The organism is Serratia sp. JKS000199 (assembly GCF_900215455.1).
Lineage (GTDB): Bacteria > Pseudomonadota > Gammaproteobacteria > Enterobacterales > Enterobacteriaceae > Serratia > Serratia ureilytica.
In genome coordinates this window covers 2,234,739-2,250,610 of sequence record NZ_LT907843.1, presented here as the reverse complement: position 1 = coordinate 2,250,610, position 15,872 = coordinate 2,234,739, and the positions used below count along the sequence as shown (strand labels likewise).

Below are 15,872 nucleotides of genomic sequence, written 5' to 3'. Positions count from 1 at the left end.
CATGAAAGCGATGCTGATGAACTCTTTGTGGCTAATGCTGGAGCGGGTATCGCTGAGTCTGTCGGGGATTTTCGTTTCGGTGTACGTCGCGCGCTATCTCGGGCCGGCGCAATACGGTTTGATTAACTACTTGCTGTCGGTGATCGCCATCGCCGTGCCGCTGGTGCAGCTGGGGGCGGACGCGGTGCTGTTCAACCGCGTCGCCAAACGGCGCCGGAGCGGCATGCGGCTGATGCTGGCTTCGATGCGCATCCGCCGCCAGCTGTTTGCGCTGATCGCGCTGCCGCTGATGGTCTGGACACTGTTGACGCAGGATCGCACCAACCAAATCATGATGCTGCTGATGTTGATCAGCGCGTATTTCTCCGTGCAGGACGTCTACAAAATCTATTACGACGCGCTGCTGAAGTCGAAGTTGAACACGTTGATCAACAACGTCGCGCTGTTGCTGTCGATCGTGATGCGGCTCGGCCTGGTGTACGCGCAATTGCCGCTGGTGTGGTTTGCGCTGCCCTATGTGCTGAGCAGCCTGCTGCCTTATGCGGTGCGCTGGGTGCTGTTCCGTCGCGAGCAGGCGCAGATGCCGGCGATCAGCGGCAGACACAAACGGCGCTACGGCCGCTACCTGTTCAGCGTCGGCTTGCCGCTGGCGATCTCCAGCCTGTCGATCGTCATTTATACGCGCATCGATCAGATCATGCTGGGCAACTATTTGGGAGAACACAGCGTCGGGCTTTACAGCGCCGCCATCACGCTGAGCCAGGGGTGGGTATTCGTGCCCATCGCGCTGATCATGTCGATGATGCCAGGCGTGGCGAATGCCGGTTCGGAGCAGGAACAAGAGGCGCGCATTCGCCAGCTGTATCTGATGGTGCTGGTGCTTTCGATGCCGGTGATAGCGGTGCTGTCGCTGTTTCCGCAGCAGATAGTCGCGCTGATGTTCGGCGAAAGTTACCGGCAAACGGCGACCATTTTGGCGCTGTGCTCGGTGACGTCGCTGTTCTCGGTGATGGGAACGGTGTCTTACCGCGCCATCGTGCTGTTCAGCGGCTATCGATTCATCGCCATCAAAATGCCGCTGGCGGCGTTGGCCAACGTGGTGATGAATTTCATCCTAATCCCGCGCTACGGGATCATGGGCGCGGCGATATCGACGTTGATCACGGAGTTTATTTCATTCTTTGTGCTCAACAGCTTTTTCAGAGGAGGAAAAATTACGCGTTTGCAGGTGACTTGCTATCGGTGTTTTCCGCAATTAATAGGGAAGGTACGAGAAATATATGTTAAATAATCTGGTGAAAGGGTTATACCGACGTATGCCCGATGCAATATATCATCAGTTAAAATACGCAATGTTTTTCCGCAAGGTGCCGCATCTGGCTCATCCGGTGGGGTACAGCGAAAAACTGATGCGTAGGAAAGTTTATCCACTGGCGATATATACGCAGCTATCTGATAAATATCGGGTGAGAGAGTATATCGAACAGCTATGGGGTAAAGAGTATTTGATCGATCTTTACGCGCACGGCAACGAATTTACGGAAGAGATGTATCAGCAGCTGCCCGAGTCGTTTGTGATTAAAGCCAACCATGGCAGCGGATATAACAAGCTGGTATTTGATAAAAGCCAAACCGGTTATAACGAACTGCGGGTGTTGACCAACAGTTGGCTGCGGCAAAGTTTTTATCAGGTTTATCGCGAGCGGCATTATAAAGATATTCCACCTTGCATCATGGTGGAAAGAATGCTGATCGACGAAGGGCAAATACCGAACGACATCAAGATCCACTGTTTTAATCTTGACGGTGAGGTGCGCTTCTTTATTCAGATCGATTATCAGCGCTTTATCGATCATCGCCGCGATTTCTTTGATGCGGACTGGAACCGCACCGAGATCCGCATGGGCGTGCCGAACAGCGACGTGCCGATGTCGCGCCCCAGCGGGCTAAAGGAGATGCTGCGGCTGGCGCGCCAGGTGGCGGAACAATTCTCGTACGTACGCGTCGATTTTTATCAGGTGCAGGATCGCATTTATTTTGGCGAGCTGACTTTCACCCCGGGGGCCGGATTACAACGGCTGATGCCAGAAACGATTGAACAAGAATGGGGAGGGTATTTTCATACGTAGCTGAAACAGGCCGTTGGCTGCGCGTACTCGACCCGAGGCGGGGGGATAACCGGGCAGGGATATGCTGCGATAACAAACTTTTTCTCTGGCATCAGGCTGCACTCGCCAGTTGATAATAGCTTTTGAGGTATTAAATGGACTTATCAATTGTTATTCCCGCTTTTAATAATTCAAACCATCTCGCCGCCACGCTGGCGCGCATGACCCATTATTGCGCCGGTTTTGATTATGAAATTATCGTGGTCGATTATTCATCGGAAGCCGGTGAGTCGGAAAAGATACACGGACTGTTGGCGGCGAATCATCGCGCCAGACTGCATGAAAGCCGGGTGCGCGGCAATATCGCCGTCGCCTGCAATATCGGTTTTCGCCTGGCGCGTTCTGAGGTGGTTTTTTTTCTGGAACCGGAAGATATGTTTGGCACCAATTATATCATCCGGCGCTTGAGACGGCATGAGGACACGCGGATCGATATCGTGTTCGGCAATTACACCACGGTCAACGACAAGAATGTGCGCAGCTACGTGTTTAATTACCAAGAGGGCGTGGCCGGGGAAGATTTCTTATTTATCGAGATGGGGGATATTCGCACCTCGACCATCAGCGTGCGCAAGAAACAAGACCGGCGGTTTTTATTTCCGGAGTTTTTGGCCCGTTACCAGGACTGGGGGTTTTTGGTCAACGCCACCAACCTGGGCGCCCGGGTGGTTCACGATCAGGGCGGTGGGGTGTTCATCCGCTGCGGCGACGAGGATCTGAACCGCTGCCGATTGAACATCGACGCCAGCGAACGCTTTATCGATACCTATCTGCAGGCCAGCGGCCGTTATATCAGCGGCTTTGCCTGTAAACACCTGCTGGCTTCGCTGTACAGCGAAGATCTGCAGGCTTTCAACTACTACTCATCGCGCATGGAGCGCCACACCCTGAGCGGCAAATTCAAGGCGATCAAGCTGTATGGCGACTGTCTGGCCAGGCTGGGACTGTTTCCATTGGGGGGGAGGCTGCTGCGCACGGCCCGCGAGGGATTACGGAGGTGACATGCAACCGCGGAAAATCGCAATTGTAATCGAAGACATCGGCGGCAAAGGCGGCACCGAACGGGTGGCCAGCAGCCTGGCCAATGCGCTGACCACCCGCTTCGGCCACCAGGTCGAACTGATATCCATCTGCGGGGATCGGGCGTTCTATCCGCTGGAGCCGGCGGTGACGCTGCGCTTCATGCGCGGCAAGACGCTGCTCTGGCCGTGGCGCCTGGCGCTGTTCTTACGCCGCGGCCGCTATGACGCCATCATCACCGTCTCGATGGGGAAACTCTCGGTGATCATGGTGCCTTACCTGCGGCTGTTGTGTCCCGGCAGCCGCTTGGTGCTGAGTGAACATGTCAGTTTCCACCAGTATCCGTGGCCGATGAAGTGGCTGAAGGTGCTGATCTACCGGCTGGGCGATCGCACCGTGCTGCTGACGCAAAAAGATCTGGCGAATATCGGCCGCTGGGTGCCCGCCCGCAAATGTCGGGTGATTGAGAACGTGTCGCCGTTTCCGCTGCGGGCGCCGCATCCGGAACAGCAACAGCCGGTGGCGCTGGCGGTCGGCCGACTGTGCCACCAGAAAGGCTTCGACCGGCTGATCGCCGCCTGGCGGCAGGTGGCGCAGCAGGCGCCGGAGTGGCGGCTGCACATCGTCGGCGATGGCCCGGATCGGGCGGCGTTGCAACGGCAGATCGCCGATTACGGGCTCGACGACCGGGTGCAGCTGCTGCCGGCCACCGCCGATATCGCCGGGCATTACCGGCAGGCGAGCCTGTTGCTGATGACCTCTCGCTACGAAGGTCTGCCGATGGTGCTGATCGAAGCCATGAGCTTCGGCCTGCCGCTGGTGGCTTTTGACTGTCTGACCGGCCCGGCGGAGCTGATCGACGATCGCGAAAACGGTTATCTGGTGACGGACGGCGACGTCGACACCTTCAGTCAGCGCGTCCTGGCGCTGATCGGCGACGGCGAACTGCGTCGCCGCTTCTCCCACCGTGCGTTGGAAAAGGCGCAGCGGTTTGTGCCTGAACGTATTTACCCCCAGTGGCAAGAGCTTATCGTCTGAGGTAATCATCATGGAAAAAGTGTCCGTCATTATGCCGGCTTATAACGCCGCCGGTTTTATCCGCGAGTCGATCCTTGGCGTATTGAATCAAACTTATCAGGACTATCACCTGTATGTGATTGACGACGCCTCCACCGACAACACCGCTGAGGTGGTCAAGCCGTTCATTCACGATCGGCTGACCTACATCCGCAACAACGCCAATCAGGGGGTGGCCGAAACGCGCAACATCGCCATCGAGGCGGCGCGGGGCGACTACATCGCGTTTTGCGACAGCGACGATGTTTGGCACCCGAATAAGCTGGCTCGCCAGGTCGGCATCCTTAAAACCCAGCGTTACGACGTGGTCTGCTCGCACTATTACACCTTCGAGAATGACCTGGCGCAGGTGAAAAATTACCGCGGCGCCGGGGAGATCATCGCCTACCGCGACATGTTGAAAAGCAACTGGATCGGCAACCTGACCGGCATGTACAACCAGCGCCGGGTCGGCAAGGTCTACCAGCGCAAGGTCGGGCACGAAGACTACGTGATGTGGCTGTCTATTCTGGAGCGCGCGCGCAATCGCCTGGCGTACTGCATTCCGGAGCCGCTGGCGTTTTACCGGCTGTCCGCCAATTCGCTGTCCGGCAACAAGATCCGCGCGGCGGACTGGCAGTGGCAGATCTACCGTCGTCATCTGGGGCTCTCTTATCAAAAATCTTGCTACCTGTTCTTCTCCTACCTGTACAGCGCGGTGATGAAAAGACAATGACCAGCAAAATCTTGAACGCAGCCTGCGTGCTGATCGGATGCGGGCTGGCGGCTCAGGCCGGGGCGGCGGGCTGCGAGACCAATCTGCTGACCAACCCCGGCTTTGAGCAGGGACAGACGGGCTGGTCGCTGCCGCCGGCCAAGGTGGTCTCCGGCGGCCGCAGCGGCCGCGCCAGCCTGTACTACAGCAATCCTGACCCGGCGGAGTATCACCAGATGCTGCAAACGCTGCAGGTGAAAGCGGGCCAGACGATCGCGTTCGGCGTGTGGGTGCGCGGCGATAACCTGCGCGGCAAAGGCGATCAGCCGGGCGCCGGGGTGTACGTCGAAAGCTATGACGCCAAGGGGCGCCACCTGGCCGGCAGCTACCCGCAAGGCCTGCTGGGCAGCAGCGGTTGGCAGCCGGTGGAAGGCAGCTTCACCGTGCCGGCAGAGGCCACCACCACCGTACTGGGGCTATATATGCGCAAGGGCACGACCGGCAACGCCTGGTTCGACGATGCCTACGTTTGCAGCCAGCCGACGGCGCCGGCGTTGTATCAGATGCGCGCCGGCGGGCAATCGGCCTCCAGCCTGATCGAAGTGCAGCAGCCTCAGGAAGTGCAGGTGGAAAGTACGCTGCTCGATAGCCAACGCACCGCCGTGCGGCAGGAGAGCCGCCGCTACCATGTCGCCGAGCGTCAGCGCGTAGAGTTCTCGCTGCCGGCCAACCTGGCCGCCGGCGAGTACCGCCTGCAGCAGCAGGTGACGGACGTGGCGTCGAAGCACAGCCGGAGCAGCGAAATGCCGGTCAGCATCGGCGAGGCGCCGCCGAAAGTGGCGCTGGACGAGCAGGGCTATACGCTGCGGCAGGGCAAGCGCTTCTTTCCGCTGGGCATCTACATGTACGGCAACATGGCGACCGATGAGCATCTGGCGCGCATCCGCGACGCCGGTTTCAACACCGTGCTGAATTACAACTACGGCGCAGGGCGCGACCCGTACGCCTATTTCCGCAAAACGCAGCAGTACGGGCTGCAGGTGATTTTCTCGCTGAAGGATTTCTACCCCGGCCTCGACTCTGCGCCGAAAACGCGCCTGAGCTACCCGCAGTTGACGGCGTCTTATGTGGAGAAGTTTAAAACTCAGCCGAACCTGCTCGCCTGGTACATCAACGATGAGCTGGCGCCGAAGTACGCGCCGCAGATAGAGCAGATGCATCTGCAGGTGAAGCAACAAGACCCTGACCATCTGACCTTTCAGGCGCTGAACCAGACCGGCGCGCTCAACGCCTATTTCAACAGTTCCGACGTGTTGGCCAGCGATCCTTATCCGGTCGGACGCGATGCCGACATGACGCGCACGCTGGAATACTCGCGCCTGACGGTGCAGGTGGCGCGCCAGGCGAAGGGCGCCTGGCTGGTGATGCAGATCATGGATCACGCCGCCTATGAGCCGCACCGCAAGCCGCGCCAGCCGAGCGAAGCGGAGATCCGCAACCAGGCCTGGCTGGGGCTGATCGGCGGCGTCAAAGGGCTGCTGTTCTACTCCTATACCGACCTGTTCTACAAGCGCCGCAGCGGCGATTTCAACCAACAGGAATTCGACGGTATCTGGCAAGGGGTTGCCCGCGTGGCGCAACAGATCGACAGCTTCACGCCGTACCTGCTCTCGGGCGAAAGTGCGACGCTGTCCGGCAACAACACCGCCGTACCGGCGCGGCTGTTTATCGACGGCGAGCGCGGCCTGGTGCTGATCGCCAACCCGTACTATCGGCCGATGGCCGCCCGTTTTGACCTGCCGCCCGGCTGGCGCTGGCAGGGGCAGCCGCAGATCGACGCCAAATTGCCCGCGGTGGGCAGCAGCGCGCTGTGGGTGCAACGAGACACTAGCAATCAATAAGGATACCCGTTCATGACTATCACGCTAAGCCTGATCGTCCCGGTGTATAAGGTGGAAGCCTACATCGAAGCGTGCCTGGACTCGGTGCTGAGTCAATTGCCCGACTGGGCGGAAGTGATCCTCGTCGATGACGGCAGCCCGGACGGCTCCATCGCCGTCGCGCAAGAGGTGCTGTGCCGTTATCCGGCATTGAAAACGCAGGTCAGCATCCTGCGCCAGGATAACCAGGGGTTGAGCGCCGCGCGCAACGCCGGGATCGCCCATGCCGAAGGCGAATATCTCGGTTTTCTGGACTCCGACGACGTGCTGCTGCCGGGCTATTTCAGCATTTTGGGGCGCCTGCTGGCGGATAACCCGCAGGTGGAGATCGTGGCGTTCAACGCCCAGCGTTTCTCGCGGCTGAAAAACGGCAAGATAGAACCGGATGGCCTGATGGCGATCGTGCCCGGCAACGCCGCGCCACAGGAGCGCGAGCCGCATATGGCGCTGCTGGCGGACAGTTTTAACCGCAGCCTGTGGTACGCCTGGGCGCGGATTTATCACCGTTCGCTGTTCAACGACGCCGCGTTTCCGGCGGGGCGCAACTTCGAGGATATCCAGCTGATCCCGCAGCTGTATCTGAAAGCGAACCGCATCGTGGTGTGCGACACGCCGTTGGTAGGATATCGCGCTAACCCCAACGGCATCACGCGCGCGCCGAAGCGGCGGGATTTGGACGATCTCGATTACGCCATCGAGCGCGCTGACAGCGGGCGTCGCCGCGAGGGGGGGAAGGGATTCCACTCGGTGCTGTTCGTCACCACGCTGAAGGCGCGCCTGCTGGTCGGGCTGGACTTCTTCGGCCTGCGTGACGCGCTGCGGGAAACCGCCGAGCTGAAACGGCGCTATGCCCGGCTGCGGGCGGAGGAGCGGCAAATGCTGAGCCGCAAGAACCGCCTGTTCTACCGCAGTCCGCTGGTCTACTACCTGATGGCCAGTCTCTACAACCGTTTCGGGTGAATCTGACCGTGCCCGAACGACGATAAACCCGTGTGGAAGCCCATTATGAGTATCAAAGTCAGCGTCATTATTCCGACCTATGGCCGCAGCGAACTGCTGGCGCGCGCCATCGACAGCGTCCTGGCGCAAACCCATCAGCCGATGGAGATCGTGGTGGTGGACGATAATCCGCCGGACCATCCGCAGCGCCAGGCCACCCGCGAACGGCTGGCCGGCTATATTGCCGCCGGGCAGATCGTCTATTGCCCGCGCGCGCGCAACGGCGGCGGGGCGCGGGCGCGCAACAGCGGCATCCTGCGCGCCACCGGGGAATACCTCACTTTTCTGGACGACGACGATTACTACCACCCGGAGAAGATCGCCCGTCAGCTGGCCTTTATGCAGCGCGGCGATTACCCCGTCAGCCTGTGCGATATGGATATTCTGCAGGATGGCCAAATCAACGCCGAGCGCTATTACCGCGCCCGCTGCGACGGGCTGGAGGACTTCATGCTGGCCGGCGTCGCTTACACGCCGATGATCATGCTGCGCCGCGAGGCGGCGATCGCGGTGCGCGGGTTCTTCAATACCCCGCGTTATCAGGATCATATCTTCATTTATCGCCTGCTGGCGGCGGGCATGCGCATCGGCACGTTGCACGAGCGCCTGGCGGTGCATAACGATCACGACGGTGAGCGTATTACCTCCAGCCCGAAAGGCATCATCGGCTATCACAACAAAATGCAGTTCGAGCGCCGGTTGATGCCGCAGATTTCGCCGCGGGCGCGCAAGGTGATGCGGCTGCGCCACACCTGCATCACGTCGCGCATCATCACCGACAGCCGAAGCCGTCTCGGCGGCGTGCTGCACGGCATGAAGGGCATCATCTATGTCAACAGCGGGGTGATGGCCGGCGTTTACATGAAGAACATTCTGCGCAACGTCTTCTTCCGCGGCGTCCCTTTCTGAAACCTGACGCGGGGTTTTCCCCCGCGTCCTACCCCCAAATACCCCGTCTTGCCTCCCGCCCGTTCACCTTCATCTTGATATTCTGATTTATTCGTTTTAATTCAAACAATTAATCCTATTCCTCGCCCCTATACTTTGGTGGTATTTCCCGCCCGACGCACGCGTCGCCCGCCGCTTTCTCTTGATCGCAATCAATTTGCCGCCGGTTGGCCGTCAGTAGGCTGGCGGCAGATTGAGCATGTCTTCTTATAACGACAAGAGCCTTCAGGAGCATTCCGGATGAGCAAATTTTTAGACCGTTTCCGCTATTTCAAGCAGTTGGCGGAGCCTTTTTCTGGCGATCACGGCCAGACCTTGAACACCAACCGCGACTGGGAAGACGGCTACCGCAGCCGTTGGCAACACGACAAAGTGGTGCGTTCCACCCACGGCGTGAACTGCACCGGTTCCTGCAGTTGGAAGATCTATGTGAAGAATGGTCTGGTGACCTGGGAAACCCAGCAAACCGATTATCCACGCACCCGTCCCGATCTGCCTAACCATGAACCGCGCGGCTGCCCGCGCGGCGCCAGCTACTCCTGGTACCTGTACAGCGCCAACCGGCTGAAATACCCGCTGATGCGCAAGCGTCTGCTCAAGCTGTGGCGCGAAGCGAAAGCGCAGCACAGCGATCCGGTCGCGGCCTGGGGCTCTATCGTCGGCGATGCGGAAAAAGCCAAAAGCTACAAGGTGGCGCGCGGCCGCGGCGGCTTCGTCCGATCCAGCTGGCAAGAGGTCAATGAACTGATCGCCGCCGCCAACGTCTATACCGCCAAAACCTTCGGGCCGGATCGCATTATCGGCTTCTCGCCGATCCCGGCGATGTCGATGGTGTCCTACGCCGCCGGCGCCCGTTACCTGTCGCTGATTGGCGGCGCCTGCCTGAGCTTCTACGACTGGTATTGCGATCTGCCGCCGGCCTCGCCGATGACCTGGGGCGAGCAGACCGACGTGCCGGAATCCGCCGACTGGTACAACTCCTCCTACATTATCGCTTGGGGCTCTAACGTGCCGCAGACGCGTACCCCGGACGCCCACTTCTTTACCGAAGTGCGTTACAAGGGCACCAAAACCGTGGCGGTGACGCCGGACTACGCCGAAGTCGCCAAGCTGTGTGACCACTGGCTGAATCCGAAGCAGGGCACCGACAGCGCGATGGCGTTGGCGATGGGCCACGTGATGCTGAAAGAGTTCCATCTCGATCGCGAAGTCGGTTACTTCCGTGACTACGTGCGCCGCTATACCGATATGCCGATGCTGGTGCTGCTGGAAGCGCGTGAAGGCGGCCACTACGCCGCCGGCCGCCTGCTGCGCGCCGCCGATCTGGTGGACGGGCTGGGCCAGGAAAACAACCCCGAGTGGAAAACCGTCGCTATCGACAGCCGCAGCGGCGATCTGGTGGCGCCGCAGGGCTCCATCGGCTTCCGCTGGGGCGAGAAGGGCAAGTGGAACCTGGAACAGCGCGAGGGCAAGTCACAACAGGAAGTCGAGCTGCAGCTCAGCCTGTTGGGCATGCATGACGACGTCGCCGAGGTGGGCTTCCCGTACTTCGGCGGCGCCGACAGCGAGCATTTCAACAGCGTGGCGCTGGACGAAATCCTGCTGCACAAGCTGCCGGTGAAACGCCTGCAGCTGGCGGACGGCAGTGAAGCGCTGGTGACCAGCGTGTATGACCTGACGCTGGCCAATTACGGTCTGGAGCGCGGGCTGGGCGACGCCAACTGCGCCGCCGACTATGACGAGGTCAAGGCTTACAGCCCGGCTTGGGCCGAGCAGATCACCGGCGTGTCGCGCCACAACATCATCCGCATTGCCCGCGAGTTCGCGGAAAACGCCGAGAAGACCCACGGCCGTTCGATGATCATCGTCGGCGCCGGCGTCAACCACTGGTATCACATGGACATGACCTACCGCGGCCTGATCAATATGTTGATCTTCTGCGGTTGCGTCGGCCAGAGCGGCGGCGGCTGGGCGCACTACGTCGGCCAGGAAAAACTGCGGCCGCAAACCGGCTGGCTGCCGCTGGCGTTCGGCCTTGACTGGCAGCGCCCGCCGCGCCACATGAACAGCACCTCGTTCTTCTACAACCATTCCAGCCAATGGCGCTATGAAACCGTCGGCGCCGATGAGCTGCTGTCGCCGCTGGCGGACAAATCGCGCTTCGGCGGCAGCCTGATCGACTTCAACGTGCGCGCGGAGCGCATGGGCTGGCTGCCTTCGGCGCCGCAGCTGGGCGCTAACCCGCTGCGCCTGGCGGAGCAGGCCCGTGCCGCCGGCCAGTCGCCGGTTGAGTTCACCGTCGACAGCCTGAAGAGCGGCGCGCTGGGCTTTGCCGCCGAGCAGCCGGACAATCCGCAGAACTTCCCACGCAACCTGTTCGTCTGGCGCTCCAACCTGCTGGGTTCTTCCGGCAAGGGCCATGAATACATGCTCAAATACCTGTTGGGCACCGAGAACGGTATCCAGGGGAAAGATCTCGGCCAGCAGGGCGGCGTGAAGCCGCAGGAAGTGGAATGGCGCGAGCAGGGCGGCGAAGGCAAACTGGATCTGGTGGTGACGCTCGATTTCCGCATGTCGAGCACCTGCCTGTATTCCGACGTGGTGCTGCCGACCGCCACCTGGTACGAAAAAGACGACATGAACACCTCCGACATGCATCCGTTCATTCATCCGCTGTCGGCGGCGGTCGATCCGGCCTGGGATTCGAAGAGCGACTGGGAAATCTACAAGGGCATCGCCAAAGCCTTCTCCGAGGTGTGCGTCGGCCATCTGGGCCAGGAAACCGACGTGGTGACCTTGCCTATTCAGCACGACTCCGCCGCCGAGCTGGCGCAGCCTTACGGCGTGCAGGACTGGAAGAAAGGCGAGTGCGAACTGATCCCCGGCAAAACCGCGCCGCACATCATCGCGGTGGAGCGCGATTATCCGGCCACCTACGAGCGTTTTACCTCCTTGGGGCCGTTGATGGACAAACTGGGCAACGGCGGCAAGGGCATCAGCTGGAACACCCAGACCGAGGTCGATTTCCTCAAGCAGCTTAACTACGTCAAGGCCGACGGCCCGGCGGCGGGGCGGCCGAAGATCGAGAGCGCGATAGACGCGGCGGAAGTGATCCTGTCGCTGGCGCCGGAAACCAACGGCCAGGTGGCGGTAAAAGCCTGGGAGGCCCTGAGCAACGTCACCGGCCGCGATCACCGGCATCTGGCGCTGAACAAGGAAGACGAGAAAATTCGCTTCCGCGACATTCAGGCGCAGCCGCGCAAAATCATCTCCAGCCCAACCTGGTCCGGCCTGGAAGACGAGCACGTCTCCTATAACGCCTGCTACACCAACGTGCACGAGCTGATCCCGTGGCGCACCCTCAGCGGCCGTCAGCAGCTGTATCAGGATCACGAGTGGATGCGCGCCTTCGGCGAAAGCCTGCTGGCGTATAGGCCGCCGATCGACACCCGCGCCGCGCAGCCGCTGCTCAACAGCAAACCGAACGGCAACAAGGAGAAGGCGCTGAACTTCCTGACGCCGCACCAGAAGTGGGGCATCCACTCCACCTACAGCGACAACCTGCTGATGCTGACGCTGTCGCGCGGCGGCCCGATCGTCTGGCTGAGCGAAGACGACGCCAAAGATCTGGGCATCGCGGACAACGACTGGATCGAGGCCTTCAACGCCAACGGCGCGCTGACGGCGCGCGCGGTGGTCAGCCAGCGTATCCCGGCGGGGATGACCATGATGTACCACGCGCAGGAGCGCATCGTGAATCTGCCCGGCTCGGAGATCACTCGCCAACGCGGCGGCATCCATAACTCGGTGACCCGCGCTTGCCCGAAACCGACCCACATGATCGGCGGCTATGCGCAGCTGGCCTACGGCTTCAACTACTACGGCACCGTCGGCTCCAACCGCGACGAGTTCGTGGTGGTGCGCAAAATGAACCGTATTGATTGGTTGGACGATGAAGGCAACGACTACGCGCAGGGCAGTCAGCAGGAGAACAACAAATGAAAATTCGTTCGCAAGTCGGCATGGTGCTGAATCTGGACAAGTGCATCGGTTGCCACACCTGTTCGGTCACCTGCAAGAACGTCTGGACCAGCCGCGAGGGGATGGAATACGCCTGGTTCAACAACGTGGAAAGCAAGCCCGGCGTCGGGTATCCGCACGCCTGGGAAGATCAGGAGAAGTGGAAGGGCGGCTGGATCCGTAAAATCAACGGCAAGCTGGAGCCGCGCATGGGCAGCCGCGTCGGCGTGCTGGCGAAAATCTTCGCCAACCCGGACGTGCCGGCGCTGGACGACTACTACGAGCCGTTCGATTACGACTACCAGCATCTGCACACCGCCAAACAGGGCAAACACCAGCCGGTGGCGCGCCCGCGCTCGCTGATCACCGGCCGGCGCATGAACAAGATCGAAAGCGGCCCGAACTGGGAAGAGATCCTCGGCGGGGAATTTGAAAAGCGCTCGCAGGACAAGAACTTCGATAACCTGCAGAAGGCGATGTACGGCCAGTTCGAAAACACCTTCATGATGTATTTGCCGCGCCTGTGCGAGCACTGCCTCAACCCGGCCTGCGTCGCCACCTGCCCGAGCGGGGCGATCTACAAGCGCGGCGAAGACGGCATCGTGCTGATCGATCAGGACAAGTGTCGCGGTTGGCGCATGTGTCTGACCGGTTGCCCGTACAAGAAAATCTACTTCAACTGGAAGAGCGGCAAGTCCGAGAAGTGCATCTTCTGTTACCCGCGCATCGAAGCCGGGCAGCCGACGGTCTGTTCGGAAACCTGCGTCGGCCGCATCCGCTATCTCGGCGTGCTGTTGTACGACGCCGATCGCATCGAGCAGGCGGCGGCGGTGGAAAACGACAAGGATCTGTACCAGAGCCAGCTCGATATTTTCCTCGATCCGCATGACCCGAAGGTGATTGCTCAGGCGCTGGCGGACGGCGTGCCGCAGGGCGTCATTGAAGCCGCTCAGCAATCGCCGGTGTACAAAATGGCGATGGACTGGAAGCTGGCGCTGCCGCTGCATCCGGAATACCGCACGCTGCCGATGGTGTGGTACGTGCCGCCGTTGTCGCCGATTCAGTCGGCCGCCGACGCCGGCGAGCTGGCGCACAGTGGCGTATTGCCGGACGTCGAGAGCCTGCGCATTCCGGTGCAGTATCTGGCGAACCTGCTGACCGCCGGCGATACCGAGCCGGTGCTGCTGGCGCTGAAACGCATGCTGGCGATGCGCCACTACAAACGGGCGGAAACCGTCGACGGCGTGGTGGACATCAGCGCGCTGGAGCAGGTCGGTCTGAGCGAAGCGCAGGCGCAGGAGATGTATCGCTACCTAGCGATCGCCAACTATGAAGATCGCTTCGTGGTGCCGTCGAGCCACCGCGAGCTGGCGCGCGAAGCCTTCCCCGAAAGCAAAGGCTGCGGTTTCAGCTTCGGCGACGGCTGCCACGGCAGCGACGGCAAGTTCAATCTGTTCAACAGCCGTCGTATCGACGCCATCGACGTGACCGCGAAAACCGCGCGGCCGGAGGATGCCTCATGATCAGCCTGAAAGTGATCGCCCGCCTGCTGGATTACCCGGAGCAGGCGCTGTTTGACCATCAGCAGGCGCTGATTGAAGCGCTGGAACCGGCCAGCGAGCTGGATCTGCACCACAGCGCGCTGCTGATTCTGTTTATCCGCCGCCTGTGCGCGCGCCCGTTGCTGGACGCGCAGGCCGACTATTGCGAGCTGTTCGATCGCGGCCGCGCCACCTCGCTGCTGCTGTTTGAGCACGTGCACGGTGAGTCGCGCGATCGCGGCCAGGCGATGGTTGACCTGATGGCGCAGTACCGCGCCGCCGGGCTGGAGATCGACAGCCGCGAGCTGCCTGATTTCCTGCCGCTGTACCTGGAGTATTTGGCCAGCCGCAGCGCGGCACAGGCGCGGGAAGGGCTGCAGGACATTGCGCCGATCCTGGCGCTGCTGGGCGCGCGCTTGCAGCAGCGCGAAAGCCCGTACGCGGTGCTGTTCGATCTGCTGTTGGCGCTGTCCGGCAGCGATGCGCAGGCGCAGGCGCTGAAGACGCAGGTGGCGCAAGAGGCGCGCGACGATACGCCGCAGGCGCTGGATGCGGTATGGGAAGAGGAGCAGGTCAAATTTCTCGGCGAGCAGGGCTGCGCCTCCGCCCAGCAGACGGCGCACCAGCGGCGATTCGCCGGCGCGGTGGCGCCACAGTATCTGGACCTGACGGATGCGTTAACCGGAACCAAAGGACGCTAATTATGCAATTTTTGAATCAGTTCTTCTTCGACATCTACCCTTATCTGGCCGGCGCGGTGTTCCTGATCGGCAGCTGGCTGCGCTACGACTACGGGCAGTACAGCTGGCGTGCCGGCTCCAGCCAGATGCTGGATAAAAAGGGCATGCGGCTGGCGTCCAACCTGTTCCACATCGGCATTATCGGCATCTTCGCGGGCCACTTCCTCGGCATGCTGACGCCGCACTGGATGTATGAGGCCTTCCTGCCGATCGACGTGAAGCAGAAGCTGGCGATGATCGCCGGCGGCGCCTGCGGCCTGATGACGCTGATCGGCGGCGCGCTGCTGCTGAAGCGCCGGTTGACCAACCCGCGGGTGCGCGCCACCAGCAGCGTCGCCGACATCCTGATCCTGACATTGCTGGTGGTGCAGGTGTGCCTGGGGTTGCTGACCATTCCGTTCTCCGCCCAGCATATGGACGGCAGTGAAATGATGAAGCTGGTGGCCTGGGCGCAGGCGGTCGTAACCTTCCACGCCGGCGCTTCTGCGCACCTGGAAGGCGTGGCGCTGATCTTCAAGCTGCATATGGTGCTGGGCATGACGCTGTTCGTGCTGTTCCCGTTCTGCCGCCTGGTGCATATCTGGAGTGCGCCGGTAGAGTACCTGACCCGCCGTTACCAGCTGGTGCGCAACCGCCGCTGAGCCTGACCCCGCCGCCGCCGATCGCCAGCGGCGGCGCTATTCCGATAATTCTCCCGCCGTCTGCCCATTCTCGTCGCCTTGTCG

At 61.1% G+C, this 15,872-nt stretch carries 12 protein-coding genes; all 12 read left to right on the top strand.

Annotated features, from left to right (window positions below; translation table 11 throughout):
* Position 1 precedes the first annotated feature (1 nt).
* A complete protein-coding gene (locus tag CPH57_RS10830; protein ID WP_047574802.1) occupies positions 2-1,291 on the top strand; it encodes a flippase in 1,290 nt (429 codons plus the stop codon).
* Positions 1,281-2,129 carry an ATP-grasp fold amidoligase family protein gene (locus CPH57_RS10825; protein ID WP_033643436.1) on the top strand — a complete coding sequence of 283 codons (849 nt, stop codon included), beginning with the start codon at positions 1,281-1,283 and terminating at the stop codon, positions 2,127-2,129. The genes CPH57_RS10830 and CPH57_RS10825 overlap by 11 nt, the downstream gene beginning before the upstream one ends.
* 134 nt (positions 2,130-2,263) lie before the next feature.
* The gene (locus CPH57_RS10820) at positions 2,264-3,169 is read left to right on the top strand and encodes a glycosyltransferase family A protein (RefSeq protein ID WP_033643435.1); all 906 of its coding nucleotides are present in this window, start codon (positions 2,264-2,266) and stop codon (positions 3,167-3,169) included.
* A 1-nt stretch (position 3,170) separates the two neighbouring features.
* The gene (locus tag CPH57_RS10815) at positions 3,171-4,226 is read left to right on the top strand and encodes a glycosyltransferase family 4 protein (RefSeq protein WP_047574805.1); all 1,056 of its coding nucleotides are present in this window, start codon (positions 3,171-3,173) and stop codon (positions 4,224-4,226) included.
* A 10-nt stretch (positions 4,227-4,236) separates the two neighbouring features.
* Positions 4,237-4,980, top strand: a complete 744-nt coding sequence (locus tag CPH57_RS10810; RefSeq protein ID WP_033643433.1) for a glycosyltransferase family 2 protein — start codon at positions 4,237-4,239, stop codon at positions 4,978-4,980.
* Entirely contained in the window at positions 4,977-6,860 is a 1,884-nt protein-coding gene (locus tag CPH57_RS10805) for a carbohydrate-binding protein (RefSeq protein WP_042784785.1), read from the top strand. The genes CPH57_RS10810 and CPH57_RS10805 overlap by 4 nt, the downstream gene beginning before the upstream one ends.
* Before the next feature lie 12 nt (positions 6,861-6,872).
* Positions 6,873-7,859, top strand: a complete 987-nt coding sequence (locus CPH57_RS10800) for a glycosyltransferase family 2 protein (protein ID WP_033643431.1) — start codon at positions 6,873-6,875, stop codon at positions 7,857-7,859.
* Positions 7,860-7,904: 45 nt separating this feature from the next.
* Positions 7,905-8,807 (top strand): glycosyltransferase family 2 protein, encoded by a 903-nt coding sequence (locus tag CPH57_RS10795; protein ID WP_096242334.1) that lies wholly within the window; start codon positions 7,905-7,907, stop codon positions 8,805-8,807.
* A 279-nt stretch (positions 8,808-9,086) separates the two neighbouring features.
* Positions 9,087-12,848 carry a nitrate reductase subunit alpha gene (locus CPH57_RS10790; protein WP_096242333.1) on the top strand — a complete coding sequence of 1,254 codons (3,762 nt, stop codon included), beginning with the start codon at positions 9,087-9,089 and terminating at the stop codon, positions 12,846-12,848.
* A complete protein-coding gene (gene narH / locus CPH57_RS10785) occupies positions 12,845-14,389 on the top strand; it encodes a nitrate reductase subunit beta (protein WP_096242332.1) in 1,545 nt (514 codons plus the stop codon). Before CPH57_RS10790 ends, narH begins: the two co-directional genes overlap by 4 nt.
* Complete coding sequence (gene narJ / locus CPH57_RS10780) at positions 14,386-15,108, top strand: nitrate reductase molybdenum cofactor assembly chaperone (protein ID WP_033650904.1); 723 nt, start codon at positions 14,386-14,388, stop codon at positions 15,106-15,108. The genes narH and narJ overlap by 4 nt, the downstream gene beginning before the upstream one ends.
* A 2-nt stretch (positions 15,109-15,110) precedes the next feature.
* Positions 15,111-15,788 (top strand): respiratory nitrate reductase subunit gamma, encoded by a 678-nt coding sequence (gene narI / locus CPH57_RS10775; protein WP_033643426.1) that lies wholly within the window; start codon positions 15,111-15,113, stop codon positions 15,786-15,788.
* The last annotated feature ends 84 nt before the right edge of the window (positions 15,789-15,872 follow it).

Bases quoted from the DNA above. Each gene is read 5' to 3' on its own strand.
- narI (WP_033643426.1), top strand. From the start codon at position 15,111: ATGCAATTTTTGAATCAGTTCTTCTTCGACATCTACCCTTATCTGGCC.
- CPH57_RS10815 (WP_047574805.1), top strand. From the start codon at position 3,171: ATGCAACCGCGGAAAATCGCAATTGTAATCGAAGACATCGGCGGCAAA.
- CPH57_RS10825 (WP_033643436.1), top strand. From the start codon at position 1,281: ATGTTAAATAATCTGGTGAAAGGGTTATACCGACGTATGCCCGATGCA.
- CPH57_RS10810 (WP_033643433.1), top strand. From the start codon at position 4,237: ATGGAAAAAGTGTCCGTCATTATGCCGGCTTATAACGCCGCCGGTTTT.
- CPH57_RS10790 (WP_096242333.1), top strand. From the start codon at position 9,087: ATGAGCAAATTTTTAGACCGTTTCCGCTATTTCAAGCAGTTGGCGGAG.
- narJ (WP_033650904.1), top strand. From the start codon at position 14,386: ATGATCAGCCTGAAAGTGATCGCCCGCCTGCTGGATTACCCGGAGCAG.
- CPH57_RS10820 (WP_033643435.1), top strand. From the start codon at position 2,264: ATGGACTTATCAATTGTTATTCCCGCTTTTAATAATTCAAACCATCTC.
- CPH57_RS10795 (WP_096242334.1), top strand. From the start codon at position 7,905: ATGAGTATCAAAGTCAGCGTCATTATTCCGACCTATGGCCGCAGCGAA.
- CPH57_RS10805 (WP_042784785.1), top strand. From the start codon at position 4,977: ATGACCAGCAAAATCTTGAACGCAGCCTGCGTGCTGATCGGATGCGGG.
- narH (WP_096242332.1), top strand. From the start codon at position 12,845: ATGAAAATTCGTTCGCAAGTCGGCATGGTGCTGAATCTGGACAAGTGC.
- CPH57_RS10800 (WP_033643431.1), top strand. From the start codon at position 6,873: ATGACTATCACGCTAAGCCTGATCGTCCCGGTGTATAAGGTGGAAGCC.
- CPH57_RS10830 (WP_047574802.1), top strand. From the start codon at position 2: ATGAAAGCGATGCTGATGAACTCTTTGTGGCTAATGCTGGAGCGGGTA.